The following is a 14,974-nucleotide window of genomic DNA, read 5'->3' on the forward strand; positions in this document are numbered from 1 at the left end:
ATTGCTTGCAATATTAGTGTATCTGCCGGTCCCGGCGGGATGGCGAATAGGTGGCAGACACCGGGCGGGGCTGTTCGATATAGAGTGTGGCAGGTAGAGTGGCAGGAGCCACAGATTTCACGATGAAGCTTCCCCGTCATGCAGAGATATGGTTGCCCGCGTACCTGAGGGAACGTGCGCGGTACTGGTCTGGCAGGCCAAAGCCGAAGCGTGTATGGGTGGCGATTACGGATCATTATGAGCCGTTGGGCGGCCGTGTCCCGATGGAGCGGGCGCTGGCGCGGGTGGGGCGCTGGCAGGAGCTGTGGCCGAGGATTGCCGATGCGGCTCCGCGGGACGCTGAGGGGAAGCGACCGTGTTACAGCTTTTTCTATCCGCAGGAGGAGTATCGGGCGGAGCTGCTGGAGCCTCTGGCGGAGATGACGCGGCTGGGAGTGGGCGATGTGGAGGTTCACATCCATCATGACCAGGAGACGCGTGAGGGGTTTGTACAGAAGATGACGGAGTTTTGCCGCTGCCTGCGCGAGGATCACGGGCTGCTGCACGATCATCGGGGCAAGATGGTCTTCGGGTTCATTCACGGAAACTGGGCGCTGGATAATTCGCGTCCCGATGGACGGATGTGCGGCGTGGCGGGAGAGATTGAGCTGCTGCGCGATCTTGGATGTTATGCGGACTTCACGATGCCGTCGCTGCCTTCGCCGACGCAGGGCAAGGTGGTCAACCAGGTGTACTGGTGTACGCAGCGGCAGGGCGGGCGGAAGTCGTACGACGGCGGGGTGGAGGCCACGGCAGGCGGAGGAGCGCAGGGCGATCTGCTGATGATTACGGGGCCTGTGGGGCTGCGGTTCGGTGGCGGACGGCTGATGCCTCGCGTGGAGATGGGCGAGATTGCGGCGAACGATGTTCCGACGAAGGAACGCGTGCGGCTATGGCTGGATGTGGCTCCGCGTGTGGGCGAGGATGTGTTTGTGAAGCTGTATACGCATGGCGCTCGCGAAGACAACGCGGACGCGCTGCTGGGTACGGCGACGCGTGCAAGCGGGCTGGCGGAGATGTTTCGTTGGTTCCGCGAGATTGCAGACGAGGATGGCATCGAGCTGCACTGGGCGAGCGCGTATGCGATGTTTTGCGCGGTTGAGGCGCAGACGGGTCCGCTTAACCCTGGCGCACATCGTGCGGTGACCCAGACTGCCGTCGCTGGAGTGGGCCGGTCTTGAATCTTCTGTTGATCACGTTTTCGTTTCCTCCGGCTGGCGGCGTGGGTGTGCTGCGGGCGCTGTCGCTGGCGAAGTATCTGCCGGAGAACGGCGTGCGCGTGGATGTGCTGACAGCGAGAAATGCTCCAGCGGTGGGCAAGGATATGTCCCTGCTTCGGCAGGTGCCGGGTGAAGTGACGGTGCATCGGAGCTGGACGCTGGACCTGCCGTTCTGGCTGCGGAAGTCGGTGAAGAAGGCGGTTACGGGCGGCAAGGCGAAGCCTGCTCCGGCGGCTGCACCGCAGGCAGGCAAGGGCGGCGGGAATCCGCTGAAGCAGTTTATCGGCAACCTGCTGCTGCCGGACCCGCAGGTGGGCTGGCTGCCGTTTGCGCTGCCGGCGGCGGAGAAGATTATTCGGAAGCGAAAGATCGATGCCGTGGTGATTACAGTGCCTCCGTTTTCGAGTGTGCGGCTGGCGACGCGGTTGAGAAAGAAGTTTCCCGCGCTGCCGATCATTGTGGACTTCCGCGATGAGTGGCTGACGACGACACTCGACCTGGTGAGCTTCAACAGCAACCGCAAGGCGCGTCTTGTCGCTCACAAGGCCGAGGCCGAGGCCGTGCGCGATGCGTCGACGATTGTGCTGGTGACCGAGGCGGCGAAGCAGGAGCTGCAGGGTCGTTATCCGGGTGTGCCGAAGGAGAAGTTTGTCTGTATCCCGAATGGATATGACACGCCGCCGCCGACAGCGGAGTCGGCGAAGAGTGCGCCTCCAGAGGGTTCGCGTCGCATCACGCTGACGTATACGGGTACGGTGTATGGCTCGACGGCTCCCGGAAGTTTTGTGGAGGCTGTGCTGGGATTGCCGGAGGCGGTGCGGTCGCGTCTGCTGGTGCGGTTTATCGGGCATATTGAGACGCCGGCGTATCGTGAGCAGCTGCTGTCGCTGGGCGATACGGTGGAGCTGAAGGGATTTGTGCCGCAGGCCGAGGCGTTGGCGGCGATTCGTGAGACGGATTACCTGTTGCTGATTACGCACGATCGCATCAATGTGGCCGCGAAGTTCTACGATTATCTGGGCGGCGGCAAGCCGATCCTGGGTGCGGTGCATGCGCAGGGCGATGTGCGCAGATTGCTGGAGGAGACGCGTGCGGGGCGCTGGGCGGATGTTAATGATCCAGCAGCGATACGACAGATGCTGATGGATGCGGTGGGCAAGGATGGCGTGGGGCTTGCGCCGGACTACGAGCGGATCGCGGCGTATCATCGGCGTCCTCTGGCTGCGCGTTATGCTGCTTTGCTGGATGAGCTGATCGGGAAGGCGCGCGGATGAGAGTTGCCGTCATTACGCGATACTTTCCTACTTCGCATGAGCCCTGGGCAGGGCACTCGGCGTATCAAACGCTGCGGTTTCTTGCGCAGCGATGCGAGCTGAAGGTGTTTTATCCGGAGTCGCAGTATCCTCCGCTGCTGACGCCGAAGAGCCGGGCGGGCCGCAGGATCGACTTCGACTACAAAACGGCGGGCGTGGAGACGGAGTACATTGCTTATCCCGCGCTGCCGGCGGTGTCGCGGCCGTTGAATGGCTGGTCGGCGGCGCGGAGCATTCTGCCGTATGTGCGTGCGTATGCGCCGGACATCATTCTGAATTACATCGTCTATCCCGATGGCGATGCGGCGCGACGGGTTGCGCGGACGCTGAAGGTTCCGTTTGTGGTGACGGCGATTGGTACAGATCTGAATGTGATTCCTCCGCTGTGCGAGGGGCTGACACGGCGTGTGCTGCGTGAGGCGGACTACACGATTACAGTAAGCGGCGATCTGCTGCGCACAGCGCGCAGGCTGGGAGCTCCGGAGGCCCGCAGCCGCGCGGTGTTGAATGGCTGCGATACGACGACCTTTCATCCGCGCGATCGAGGTGAGGCGCGTCGAGCGTTGCAGATGGATGCGGACGAAGAGACGATTGTCTACGTCGGGCGGCTGGACATGGCGAAGGGGCTGGGCGAGCTGGTGACGGCGATTGCGGCTCTGCGCGTGCGAAGGCCGCGCGTGCGCGGCTACATCGTTGGCGATGGCCCGGCTCGTCAGGCTATAACGGAGATGATCGCAGCGCAGGGAGCAGGCGATTGGATACGGCTGATGCCATCGTGCGCGACGGAGGGTGTGGCGCAGTGGATGGCTGCGGCGGATCTGGTGACGCTGCCGAGCTATCGCGAGGGGTGTCCGAATGTAGTGATCGAGGCTCTGGCTTCGGGGCGTCCGGTGGTGGCGACGCATGTGGGCGGGATTCCTGAGCTGATGGACGATGCGGACGGCAGGCTGGTTCCGGCACGCGATGCGAAGTCGCTGGAGACGGCGCTGGATCAGGTGCTCGGTCAGCAGTGGAGCGCAGAAGCGATCTCGGCACATCATAGCCGCGGCTGGAAGGATGTCAGCGACGAAGTGGAGTCGATTTTGACGTCCGTGCTTGCGCAGAAAACGAAGGTTTAAAGAGAAGGCCGATGCATAGGTTCTATGCATCGGCGGGTACGGCCTGGGAGCGTGTTGGCTTAGTACAGCCGTGTGCGCGCCACAGCGGCTGAGATGGCCGGGCGAGCGACCTGATCTTCCGGACGCTTGATGCTGGTGGGACGCAGAGGGCGCGGCGGTACCTCGGGCATGCCGGCTTCGCTGAGTTTATAGAGCAGAGACCGATAGCTGATCTGGAGCCACTTGGCGGTCTTCTGCCGGTTCCAGCTATTGGCCTGCAGGACCTTGAGGATGATCTGGCGCTCGAGATCGTGGGTGGCTTTGCGGGTGATCTCCTTAAGGGAGATGGGCTCGCTGAGGTCGATCTCGGCGGTGACGCCGTTGCGGGGCTGGTCGGGCATCAACTCGGCGACGAGGGCTTCTTCGCTGCCGATGAGCACGTAGCTGCGGATCAGGTTTTCGAGCTGGCGGATGTTGCCGGGCCACTGATAGTTCTGCATCAGGCGCATGGCGCTCTTGGAGAGCAGGTCGGGCGTCTGGTGGAAGATCTTCGAGTAGTGCTCGATGAAGTAGTCGATCAGAACGGGCAGGTCCTGGATGCGCTGGCGCAGCGGCGGCAGGTTGATGGTGACGGCATTGATGCGGAAGAGGAAGTCCAGCCGGAAGGTGCCGCTATCAACCTGAGTGCGAAGGTCGCCGTTGGCCGCCGTGACCAGGCGCGTGGCGATGAAGCGGGATTCGTGACTGCCGACGCGGGTGAAGGTGCCGTCCTGGAGGACCTGAAGGAGCTTGGACTGGACGTTGAGGTCGAGGCTGCCGACTTCATCGAGAAAAAGTGTGCCGTTGTGCGCCTGCTCCACGCGTCCGAGCTTGGTGTGCATGGCGCCGGTAAAGGCACCTTTTTCGTAGCCGAAGAGTTCGGTTTCGATCAGGGAGTGAGGGATAGCGGGGCAGCTGACTTTGACGAGAGAGTTGCGTGCCCGCTGCGACAGCAGGTGCAGCAGATGGACGCAGAGCTCTTTGCCGGTACCGCTTTCGCCCTGGATCAGGACGGGGACGTCGGTTTCTGCAACTCGTTCAATTTTATTGCGCACAGCCTGCATGGCTGCCGTCTTGCCGAAGAGGACGTCTATCGGCGGCAGGGTAGTGGTGGCGGATTCGGCGGTTTGAACCAAGGATGACCTTCCCGTGCTAGCAGAGAGAGAATGCAAAATAATGCAATGCTTCACCTCTTTGCACGTTGAGAGCCAATCTGGAACAAACATCGGCAACAGGAAGACGCCCTGTTGAAATATGGGGATAAATAGCCTTGTTTCAAGCAGGGAGACGAAGCGGTCGCGGTCAGAAATCGTGAGTTTTCAAGGGAAATGGAGAGCGATTCCCGCGGTTGAGGCGGCGGAGGGGCACTGCCTGTTTTGTCGGGGCCATGGATTCCAGAGGCAGCGAGGCGAACGAGAAGGAGGTGAGGCAGGTTAGGAAGTGGTAAATATTTGTCCCTTTTGTCGGCAAAATTCTTAACATTTTTGTGTAGAAGTTTGCGTATTCCGCCTTAGAATTCTCAACAGGGCTGTGAAGCACTCCCCACTTCAGAGTCTAGTTGGTTTGTTTTCAATAAAAGTTGGGCCACCTTGTAGAGATTTGTAAGCAGATGTTGGGTTCAACATTTGGAAGGCTCGAACTGTTTCCCAGGGGTACTTTATGTCTGCATCGTTGTCTTACCCGGTGTCCACGTTGAAGGCAAATACCAAGACTCGTCCGCAGGTCCTTATTCTTGAACCGGATATCGCCGTGCTGGAGTATATGCGGCTGACACTGGGGGATCGCTACGCACTGAGCCTCTTCTCGGAGGAGCAGTCTCTGCTGAACCGCCTGGATCATGATGATTCGTCGGACATTCTGTTGTTGGCGACGCATCCCGGGGGAGATTCGATGCCTCTGTTGACACATATTCGTTGCGCGAAGCCGCAGCTGCCCGTGGTGGTTTTGTCGTGCTCGGCGGAGCTGCGCGATGTGGAGATGGTGATCCGGCTGGGTGTGAAAGCCATCATCATGAAGCCGTTTGTCGGCAGCGATCTTGAAGAAGCGATCGAGGAGCAGCTGGCGGCACGCGAAGGCAAGATTCCGGCGGTGGATTCGCCGCGCGAAATTCCGCTGAATGAGACGCACTCGTTTGTACGGTCGAGCAAGCGGATGCGCGATCTGGAGTCGCAGGCTGCGCTGGTAGCGCGTGCGGATATTCCGCTGCTGATCCTGGGCGAGAGCGGAACCGGCAAGGAGATTCTTGCTCTCTACACGCACAAGATGTCGGCGCGCAGCCAGAACACCTTCCTCAAGGTGAACTGCGCCGCGGTTCCCGCTGACCTGCTGGAGAGCGAGCTGTTCGGTTATGAACAGGGTGCGTTTACGGGTGCGGTGAAGACGAAGCCCGGCAAGTTTGAGATCTGCACCGGCGGAACGATCTTTCTGGATGAGATTGGTGAGATGCCGGCGCTGCTGCAGGCCAAGCTGCTGCAGGTGCTGCAGGACGGCACCTTCTCGCGCCTGGGCAGCCGTTCGCCGATGAAGGTGGATGTTCGCGTGATTGCGGCTACCAACATCAATATGAAAGAGGCGATGGCGAATAAGACGTTCCGCGAGGATCTGTACTACCGCCTGAATGGATTTACGCTGAATATTCCTGCTTTGCGCGACCGCAAGGAAGAGATTCCGGTGCTGGCGGAGTACTTTATGCGCAAGGGTGCTCGCCGTTACGGACGCGAACCGCTGCCGTTTTCCCAGAGGCTGCTGGACACGCTGACGTCGCACAACTGGCCGGGCAATCTGCGCGAGCTGGAGAATGTGGTAAACCGTTATCTTGTCCTCGGTGAGGAGAGCTCGATCATCGAGGAGCTTGCTCCCGCACCTGCAGCACAACCTGCAGCAGGTACCGCTGTTGAGGCCACCTCTGGTGCCGGACTCAAGGCACTGGTAAAAAATCTAAAGGGCGGCGCCGAAGCGGCTGCGATTGCACAGGTGTTGGAGGGAACTGGATGGAACCGCAAGGCGGCGGCAAACGATCTGCAGATCAGCTACAAGGCTCTGCTCTACAAGATCAAACAGTACGATCTGTCTCCGCAAGATCGCGCATAGCTGCCAAGATTGCCGCAGTAGCGGCAGCGGCGGCTGAGGGCGTGTACCGGATTGTCGTTCGTTTTGAAGACCGCATTGTGCGGGGTACGGTTCAACTGGAAGACCTGGGATCGGTGGAGCAGTTGCTCCACAATAATCCTCACTCCTCACTGGACACCATCAAGCTCAGACTGATCGAGACGGGCGAGGAAGAGCATATCTCCACCGCCAATGCGAAGGCGGTCTTCTTTGTGAAGACCTTCGATGGCGATACGCGCCACAACGCACTTCACTTTCACAAGAATGTTCCGCTGGTCCCGAATCTGTGGGTCAGGATCACCTTCTTCGATGAAGAGGAGATCGAGGGGATCATCAGCAACTCAAGCGACTACGTGCTCGAGGATGGCTTCTTTCTGATCCCCACCGATCCGAACAGCAATAACCGGCTGGTGTACGTGAATAAGAGTGGCCTGAAGGACTTTCACATCCTCGGTATGCGGAACCCGCCGAAGAATCTCCACAAAATTTAGTTCGGCAGAACCAACGCTAAAAGACTCAGGCGACTGGCACGGACTCGCGTGCCCAGGCGATCGTCTGTTCGAGGCCATAGGCGAGGTCGGCGACGACTTGGTAGCCGAATGCTTTCTGCGCGAGCGAGATATCGGCTCCGGAGTGCTTGATGTCGCCCTGGCGCTCGGCCTCGTGCCTGACGTCGCCTTTGAAGCCAGTGATGCGCTTGATCTCGGCGAAGGCGTCGAGCAGTGTGACGCGGCGTCCGGTGGCGATGTTGAAGATGCGTCCGGCGACGTTCTCGCGTGGGGCCCTCGCGGCGAGAAGGTTCGCGCTGACGACGTTGTCGATGTAGGTGAAGTCGCGGCTGGTCAGTCCGTCGCCGTAGATCGTCGGCGTCTGTCCGGCGAGCATTAGCGAGATGAAGCGCGCGAGGACGCCGGAGTATTGCGAGGATGGGTCCTGCCGCGGGCCGAAGATGTTGAAGTAACGCAGCGAGACAGTTTCCAGCCCGTAGACGCGATAGTAGCTGGCGAGGTAGTGCTCGCCCGCTACCTTCTGCACGGCGTAAGGGGAGATGGGGGAGGGCAGCATAGCCTCGGTCTTCGGCAGGGCGGGGTCGTCGCCGTAGGCTGCTGAGGAGGCAGCGTAGAGCAGCCGCTTGACGCCGGCCTGGCGTGCCGCTTCGAGAACGTTGAGTGTGCCGGTAAGGTTCGGGCCGTTGGTGCCGACCGGGTCGTTGACCGACTTGGGGACCGAGGGGATTGCCGCTTCGTGGAAGACATAGTCGACGCCCTTCATGGCGGAGGCGACTGCGGCGGTATCGAGCACATCGGCGTCGCGAAAGTCGATCTGTGAGCGAATTTCTTCGAGGTTGGCCATGGAGCCAGAGGAGAGATTGTCGATGCCGCGGACCTGAGCGCCTTCAGCAACGAGCGCGCGAGCGATGCTCGATCCAATAAAGCCTGCGATGCCTGTGATGAGAACAGTGGACATAAGGGGAGTCTCCCGAAGAGATGAAAGGCGCTCGGGCTGCCTGCATTTAAAGATTATCGTAGCGTGCAGGCCCTGAGAGTGGGTGAGTGCTACATCAAAAGTGTCACTCGATGAAGTGTTTGCAGCGCATGCGAAGAGAGAGCGATCTCTGTAAGATGCATGGAATCACGTTGTGGTTCGACTGCGCGGATGGGATAATGAAGCCCTCCCCCCCCGACACGGTAGTATGGGCTTGAAATCTCGCAGGGATATCTCCGCAAAGGCTGGTTCTCTCCAACTCTTATGGCCGTATTGAACGACTACTTCGAACGAGTTCAGGTGATCAATCTCGTTGAGCGTCGCGACCGCCGCCGCGATATGGAAGCGCAGCTTAAAAAATTCAATCTCACGGCGGAGTTCTTTCCTGCGGTCAAGCCTGCAGAGGTCGGTGACTGGCCGAGCCTGGGTGCGAGAGGCTGTTTTCTGAGCCACTACAACATCCTCAAGCAGGCGCTCGATGCCGGGGCGCGCAACGTTCTCATCCTTGAAGATGACCTGGATTTTTCTCCGCATCTTCCGGAGGTGACGGACGAACTGCTTCGGCAGATCGAGGGCGGGAACTGGGGCTTTCTTTATCTCGGACACGTAGAGCCGCAGGCTGCTTCCGGCGTTGGGCTGCAACTGGTTCCGTGGACGGGGCCGCTGATGACGACGCACTTTCTTGCCGTCAACCAGAGTGTGCTGGAACGCGTGGTCTTCTTTATGGAGCAGGTTCTGTCTCGTCCGGATGGGCATCCGCTTGGTGGTCCACAGCACGTGGATGGGGCGTACTCGATGTTCCGGGCGCAGAATCCGGATATCAAGACGCTGCTGGCGGCTCCTCCGCTGGGATGGCAGAGAAGCTCACGCAGCGATGTTTCTGTTTCACGGTATGAGTCGATTCCTGTGGTGCGGGATCTGCTTGGCGCGGCGCGGCGCATCAAGCGTGCGCTGAAGTAAGAAGTATATTCGTTGGAATTAAGACAGATATGCCTCTGGCTCTGCGTGGACAGAGACAGAGGCATGTTGTGCGCGGTGCGCGTATGATACGCGGCTATTTGGGGCCCTCGAGGTGGAAGTTGGCTGGAGGCTCGAAGAGCTGGCTGGCTGGCTCGCCAAGTTTGATGTTTTGAAGCTGATAGGTCGTCTGGCCGAAGCGCGGGTCGTTGGTGGTTGAGCTGACGACGGCTTCGATGGCAGGCGAAAACCAGGTCTCGGTGACGATAACGATGGGTTGCTCGTTGCCGATCTGCCCGGCGGGAATGGTAATGGTGTCGCGCTTGCCATTGCACGGAACGCCCTCGATGGTCTTCTGGCCGAGGTTTGTGGTTACGATGTCGCGGCTTTCATCCAGCTTGGGGAGCGTGGCCGGCCCGAGTGGGTGGTTCGCTGCATCTTCATGCTGAATCTTTTTGTACGTGATGTTGGTCATGTGGCGTGTTGTCTTTTCGCCGGGGTCCATCACCCAGAAGCTGTTGGTTGAAGGGTTTTCAAGGAAGATTTTGGTTTCGCCAGGAATCGAGGGGCTGACGTTGGCGAAGGTTTGCTCGCGGCGGGTGCGTCCGGTGCTGTCGCGGTAGAACTTGCCCGAGGTGTGGCGCACAATGCGATTGCCATCAGCCAGTGTCTGCACGACGTCGGTTTGGGAGTCGGCGGAGTAGGGCTTGCCGAGGACGGGTGTGCTCTTGGCGAGCATGATTTCCATGACCTCCTTGCGGCCTTCGATCTCCTGGGGGCCTTGTTCTCCGCCGGACATAGAGTGAAGAAGCGCAAGCTGCTGTGTCTGAGGCTGCGGCTCGATGGAAGCCAGCTGCGCGTATGCGGAGCTGGAGAGTGCGAAGGCGGTTGTGAGAAGCGTGAGAGTTACGGCTGTGCGGTGGATGGGTGGCATGGTCGATCTCCTGTGCATGATGGGTTAGCGGATGAGGCGAATTGCTCGAGGAAGGCCGTCTTCGCCGACGACGAACTCGGCGAGGACGGTCTGAGGCGGAGCGAATGGCGGAACGTCGATTCCGTACTGCGGTAGAGAGCTGGTAAGAATGCGCGTCCGGACGAAGCTGGGCTGCATGGGCTCAGGCAGGCCTTCGCTGGCTGGAAGCCGGACGAAGCGCTCTGCGGAGGCATCCTGAACAACCGAAGGATTTGGCTTGCGTGGTCTACGCGTTGATTGAGCCGTGAGCGGGGACACGGCATGTGGCTGAGGAGCAACCTGTGTCTGTGCCGTTTGTGGAGGCTGCTGCGTGGGTGCGGGTACCGGGTGTATCTGGACCTGTTGCGGCACATGCGGTGATGTGTGGACGAGCAGCCCTGCTACTGCCGCAGCGATTGCGAGCAGAGCGAAGCTCAGGCCCCAGGCATGGCTTCGGAGCCAGCCTGGGTTGTGCGATGTGTGTGCACGGGCCTGTTGTGTCTGACGGACGAGACGCTCTTCGAGAGCAGCAGGAGCCTGGATCGCGCGGTGCTCATCGCGTAGTGCATGGAGGATGTTGTCGAGCTCGTTTTCCGGATGGCTCATCGTGGAGTCTCCTTTCCGGTGGTTGTGGCAACGGGACGAAGAAGCGGTTGCAGGCGAAGCTTGGCGCGATGCAAGCGCGAGCGTACGGTGCCGACGGGGATGGCGAGAATCAGAGATGCCTGCTCGTAGCTGAGCTCTTCGATCTCGCACAGCAGCAGCACCTCTTTGAGGGGAAGGGGTAGCGTGTCGATGCCGTCGCGAACGGCGGCGACCGCTTCCTCACGGGTAAGGCGCTGGTCTGGGGTGTCTTCAGGCGAAGGAGGATCGTACGTGTTGTCCTCGTCGTCTGCGCTCTGGTAGCGGCTATTGCGCTCGAAGTGCTTCAGCAACTGATGGCGTGCGATGCCGCAGAGCCAGGTAGAGAGCGATCCGCGGCTGGGATCGAAGCGGCCGGTGTGCTCGAGCAGCGCGAGGAAGGTCTCCTGGGTGATTTCTTCGGCGATGGAGGCGTTCTGGCTCATACGCAGGGTGAAGCGATAGACAAGCGGCCCGTGTCGTCGGTAGAGCTCGGCCATTGCCTCACCGCGGCCCTGAAGGGCGGCGCGGTGTAGATCGGCGTCGGATTCCGGGCTGCGTGTGAGCCGCTTGAACATACGTTGATGATTACGCCTGCGACGAAAGAAGTTCCCTGCGAAGAAGAAAAAGTTCGAGCGAGGTTTAGACGCAAAAAGAAGGAGGCAGCGCCAGGGCTGCCTCCTTTAGGGTTTGCTGTATCGAATGCTTACGCGCCGACGGTCTCCGCGACCTTGACGTTGACCGGCGTGAGCCAGTTGTAGCGATCGGGCTTCAGGCCGTTGACGATGGCGAAGAACTCTTCGTGCAGCGCCGTGGTGACCGGCCCCATCTTGCCATCGCCTACGAGGATGCGATCCACCGAGCGCAGGTGCGTAACCTCGGCAGCGGTGCCGGTGAAGAAGGCCTCGTCGCAGATGTAGAGCAGCTCGCGCGGCAGTGCCTGCTCGACGACTTCGATGCCGAGCTGCCGGGCCAGCGTGATAACGGAGTTGCGGGTGATGCCGTTCAGGACCGAATTGGCCAGGGGCGTTGTGTACAGCACGCCGTTGCGAATGATGAAGAGGTTCTCGCCCGAGCCCTCGGACAGATAGCCGTTCACGTCGAGCGCGATGCCTTCGGAGTAGCCGTTGATCTCGGCCTCCATACGAATGAGTTGCGAGTTCATGTAGTTTGCGCCGGCCTTTGCGAGCGAAGGCATCGTGTTGGGCGCGAGACGCGACCACGAGGAGACGCAGACATCGGCGCCGTCGTTGCCGGGGACATACTTGCCCCACGGGAAGTTTGCAATGTAGACCTCAACGGGCGACTTCAGCGGATTGACGCCGACCTCACCATAGCCACGGAAGGCAATGGGGCGAATGTAGCAGGGAGCGACGCCGTTGGCCTCGATGACATCGACGACGGCAGCGCAGAGCTGGTCGACGGTGTAGGGCAGGGGCATGCGATAGATCTTCGCCGAGTCGATAAGGCGCTGCATGTGCTCCTGCAGGCGAAAGACGCTTGCGGCAGCGGGCTGCGTGTAACAACGGATTCCCTCAAAAACCGAGGAGCCGTAGTGGACGACGTGGCTCATGACGTGGATCTGAGCCTTGTCCCAGGGGATGAGTTTTCCGTTGTGCCAGATATTCGCGGTAGGTTGGACGGGCATGGTCGCTCCTATGGTGGGTAAAGATCGATTATAAACGGCGTCGAAACAGCCCTGGGACGCGCTTTGGAGATGGAAAGGCGAATCTTCCGAGAACGGTTCTTAAAGAGTTACGAATGTTCAATCATGCAGGTGACCAGCGTTTTGGAGGAAAAGTGCGTCTTAACTGGTAGGCTCAAATCCACTCCTCCCCCCTCGCTTGATAGTGGGAATCTAAATCTAAAGGCCGCTGTGGGATGAAGATATATCTGGTCTGTCTGCTGGAAAGCACCTACGACGCAATGCTTGAGTTATATCGTCAGGCAGAGCCGAAGGTGCACGTGCTGGTGGATGACCCGGAAGAAGCGGACATGATTCTGTTCGTGGGCCGCTGGTCATTCTACGGAAACGGAGTGGTAGGACATCCTCTGCCGAAGAAGTATCCGGAGAAAACGTTCGTCTATAACGATGACGACATTCTGGCCCCGCTGCTGCCGGGGGTCTATGCGAGTGCGGAGCAGCCGCGCCTGTTCAGGCTGAACCGGCAGGAGAACCAGAAGTTCATCGACTGGCGGAACGAGCATGTGCAGCCGATCGAGGCCGAAAAGAAGTACCTCTTCTCCTTCTCCGGGCGCTCGAGCTCCTGGCTGCGGAAGCGGCTTTTTCGTATCGATTTCGGGCGGTCCGACGTCTTTATTGAGGACACCTCGTACTACGATCACTGGACGATTCAGCCGGACCGCGAAGAAAACCAGAAGCGGTATGTGAGGACGCTGGCCGAGAGCCGGTTTGCGCTTTGCCCCAAGGGCGCGAGCGCCGGGTCGTACCGGCTGTTCGAGGTGATGGAGATGGGTATCGCGCCGGTGATTCTCTCTGACCGGTATATTCTGCCGGAGGGGCCGGACTGGGACAGCTTCGCGTTACGTGTACCGGAGAGCAGGATCGGCGATCTGGCGCAGATCGTCGATGCGCACGCGCATGAGGCCGAAGAACGCGGCCGACTGGCTCGCAAGGCGTATGAGGAGTGGTTCGACTCCCCGAAGGTCTTCAACCATGTTGTCTCGCTGTGCGAGCGTATCAAGGCTCGCCGCAGGGTGCCGGAGCGTTGGGTGCAGCCGTTCTGGAGGCTGATGCTGCTGAAGCTGCGTCTGGTGCGTGGCATGCGCAATGCGCTGCGCGCGGCCATTCTATGGGTGCGACAGACGTTGAGTAGCCGGTCGGCAGGGACCGCGCAGTTCGACGCTGAGTAGCAGTGGTCGAGCCACGCGTTTTCGCTGAACATGGGAGAATACGAGGGTGGCGTTCGATCCGCATTCCATGTCGCTTTCCGGGTTGCAGCACTCGGTGTATGTGCGGTTCTCTGTTCTGGCGCTTAGCTCGATCTTTTTCCTGGTCGATCCCTTCGCGGCGCTCCCCACATTTCTTGCCGTAACCGCAGGGGCCGATGAAGCGCGCAGGAGACGCATCGCGCGCAAGGCGTCGTTGACGGCGCTGATTTTTCTGAGTGCTTTCGCTGTTGCGGGACAGTACATCTTCAAGATGTTCGGCATTACGCTGCCCGCATTTGAGATTGCCGGCGGCGTGATTCTTCTGCTGATCGGGCTGGACATGCTTGAAGCCAAGCGCTCGGCGACGCAGGAGGCCAGTGGCGATACCGAGGATGCGGCGAAGAAAGAAGATGCAGGCATTGTTCCCCTTGGCATCCCCATGCTGGCGGGACCTGGCGCGATTGCCAGCGTGATGGTGCTGGTTGGTCAAGCGCAGACGATGTGGCAGATGGTGGCGATTCTTGCATCGATCTTCATTACGGCGGTTATCTGCTACTTTGTGCTCGGCAATTCTGACAAAGTAGCGCGTGCGCTGGGAGATACGGGCATCCGCATCCTGGTGCGCATCATGGGCTTGCTGCTGGTGGCCCTGGCGGTGCAGTATTTTGTCAACGGGATGGCGGACCTGGGCGTCATTGCCAAGCCGTCGTAAGCGGCGAAGGATTTAAGCGGCGTTATTGTTCGAGAGCGACTCTGATTCACTGAGAAGGAGAAGGCGGTAGACCTATGTTTCGAGACTGGCGGATTGCACGGCTGATTCTGAGTGTGGGCCTGTTGATTGGAAGCGCATCACAGGCGGCATGGGCGCGATTCCAGATTCCTCCTCCATGCAAGAACGCGTATACGGTGGAGCAGGAGCAGACTGAAGGCGCGAAGGTTGCGGAGGAGGTCTTCAAGCAGATGCCAGTGCTCCCGGACAGTTCTCCTGTCTCGCAGTATGTGCGGCAGCTTGGAGCGAAGCTGGTGAACGTGACGCCGGGCTATCGCTGGCCGTTCAATTTCCACGTCGTTGCCAGCGATGAGATCAACGCCTTCGCGCTGCCCGGCGGAGCGATGTTTGTGAATCTCGGCGCGATCAATGCGGCAGAGACCGAGGCGCAGCTTGCGGGCGTAATGGCGCACGAGCTGTCGCACGTCGTACTGCGTCACTCCACCTGCAATATGACGAAGCAGGCGGCGCCCAAGATGTGG

15 protein-coding genes (1 of these 15 running past the window's edge) are annotated in these 14,974 nt (G+C 60.1%); 9 read left to right on the plus strand and 6 right to left on the minus strand.

Annotated elements, in window-relative coordinates; all coding sequences use genetic code 11:
* The first annotated feature begins 122 nt into the window (after positions 1 to 122).
* The 3 genes from KFE13_RS13550 to KFE13_RS13560 are packed head-to-tail and all read left to right on the plus strand — an operon-like array spanning position 123 to position 3,690.
* Entirely contained in the window at positions 123 to 1,220 is a 1,098-nt protein-coding gene (locus KFE13_RS13550; protein WP_260703645.1) for a hypothetical protein, read from the plus strand.
* Positions 1,217 to 2,533: a glycosyltransferase gene (locus KFE13_RS13555; RefSeq protein ID WP_260703646.1), complete on the plus strand. Its 1,317-nt coding sequence runs from the start codon at positions 1,217 to 1,219 to the stop codon at positions 2,531 to 2,533. Before KFE13_RS13550 ends, KFE13_RS13555 begins: the two co-directional genes overlap by 4 nt.
* Positions 2,530 to 3,690 (plus strand): glycosyltransferase, encoded by a 1,161-nt coding sequence (locus KFE13_RS13560; RefSeq protein WP_260703647.1) that lies wholly within the window; start codon positions 2,530 to 2,532, stop codon positions 3,688 to 3,690. The genes KFE13_RS13555 and KFE13_RS13560 overlap by 4 nt, the downstream gene beginning before the upstream one ends.
* Positions 3,691 to 3,749: 59 nt before the next feature.
* On the opposite strand, the gene KFE13_RS13565 is transcribed toward KFE13_RS13560, so the two are convergent.
* Positions 3,750 to 4,844, minus strand: coding sequence for a sigma-54 interaction domain-containing protein (locus KFE13_RS13565; protein WP_260703648.1), 1,095 nt, complete (start codon positions 4,842 to 4,844; stop codon positions 3,750 to 3,752).
* Positions 4,845 to 5,391: 547 nt separating this feature from the next.
* On the opposite strand from KFE13_RS13565, the gene KFE13_RS13570 reads away from it, so the two are divergent.
* Together KFE13_RS13570 and KFE13_RS13575 are read left to right on the plus strand one after the other, a co-directional pair.
* The gene (locus tag KFE13_RS13570) at positions 5,392 to 6,798 is read left to right on the plus strand and encodes a sigma-54-dependent transcriptional regulator (RefSeq protein WP_260706958.1); all 1,407 of its coding nucleotides are present in this window, start codon (positions 5,392 to 5,394) and stop codon (positions 6,796 to 6,798) included.
* A gap of 41 nt (positions 6,799 to 6,839) precedes the next feature.
* Entirely contained in the window at positions 6,840 to 7,307 is a 468-nt protein-coding gene (locus tag KFE13_RS13575) for a DUF6982 domain-containing protein (RefSeq protein ID WP_260703649.1), read from the plus strand.
* A 25-nt stretch (positions 7,308 to 7,332) separates the two neighbouring features.
* On the opposite strand, the gene KFE13_RS13580 is transcribed toward KFE13_RS13575, so the two are convergent.
* Positions 7,333 to 8,283, minus strand: a complete 951-nt coding sequence (locus KFE13_RS13580) for an SDR family oxidoreductase (protein ID WP_260703650.1) — start codon at positions 8,281 to 8,283, stop codon at positions 7,333 to 7,335.
* 282 nt (positions 8,284 to 8,565) lie between these two features.
* On the opposite strand from KFE13_RS13580, the gene KFE13_RS13585 reads away from it, so the two are divergent.
* Positions 8,566 to 9,261, plus strand: coding sequence for a glycosyltransferase family 25 protein (locus KFE13_RS13585; RefSeq protein ID WP_260703651.1), 696 nt, complete (start codon positions 8,566 to 8,568; stop codon positions 9,259 to 9,261).
* Positions 9,262 to 9,355: 94 nt separating this feature from the next.
* Here the strand turns inward: KFE13_RS13585 and KFE13_RS13590 are convergent, their stop codons facing one another.
* The 4 genes from KFE13_RS13590 to KFE13_RS13605 form a co-directional block, all read right to left on the minus strand.
* On the minus strand, positions 9,356 to 10,192 hold the full coding sequence (locus KFE13_RS13590; RefSeq protein WP_260703652.1) for a hypothetical protein: 837 nt from the start codon (positions 10,190 to 10,192) through the stop codon (positions 9,356 to 9,358).
* Between the two features lie 24 nt (positions 10,193 to 10,216).
* A complete protein-coding gene (locus tag KFE13_RS13595; protein WP_260703653.1) occupies positions 10,217 to 10,816 on the minus strand; it encodes a hypothetical protein in 600 nt (199 codons plus the stop codon).
* Entirely contained in the window at positions 10,813 to 11,409 is a 597-nt protein-coding gene (locus KFE13_RS13600) for an RNA polymerase sigma factor (RefSeq protein ID WP_260703654.1), read from the minus strand. The genes KFE13_RS13595 and KFE13_RS13600 overlap by 4 nt, the downstream gene beginning before the upstream one ends.
* A gap of 128 nt (positions 11,410 to 11,537) precedes the next feature.
* Positions 11,538 to 12,479: a branched-chain amino acid transaminase gene (locus KFE13_RS13605; RefSeq protein WP_260703655.1), complete on the minus strand. Its 942-nt coding sequence runs from the start codon at positions 12,477 to 12,479 to the stop codon at positions 11,538 to 11,540.
* A 233-nt stretch (positions 12,480 to 12,712) separates the two neighbouring features.
* Between KFE13_RS13605 and KFE13_RS13610 the strand changes: the two genes are divergently transcribed.
* The 3 genes from KFE13_RS13610 to KFE13_RS13620 all read left to right on the plus strand — a co-directional run.
* Positions 12,713 to 13,705 (plus strand): glycosyltransferase family 47 protein, encoded by a 993-nt coding sequence (locus KFE13_RS13610; protein ID WP_260703656.1) that lies wholly within the window; start codon positions 12,713 to 12,715, stop codon positions 13,703 to 13,705.
* A gap of 46 nt (positions 13,706 to 13,751) precedes the next feature.
* Positions 13,752 to 14,435 (plus strand): MarC family protein, encoded by a 684-nt coding sequence (locus KFE13_RS13615; protein WP_260703657.1) that lies wholly within the window; start codon positions 13,752 to 13,754, stop codon positions 14,433 to 14,435.
* 74 nt (positions 14,436 to 14,509) lie between these two features.
* A protein-coding gene (locus KFE13_RS13620) for a M48 family metallopeptidase (protein ID WP_260703658.1) crosses the window boundary here: on the plus strand, positions 14,510 to 14,974 show its 5' end (the start). The gene runs 1,026 nt beyond the window's last position; 465 of the gene's 1,491 nt are visible here — the first part of the coding sequence; the start codon lies at positions 14,510 to 14,512; the stop codon falls past the right edge of the window.

This window comes from Edaphobacter flagellatus (assembly GCF_025264665.1).
Classification (GTDB): Bacteria; Acidobacteriota; Terriglobia; order Terriglobales; family Acidobacteriaceae; genus Edaphobacter; species Edaphobacter flagellatus.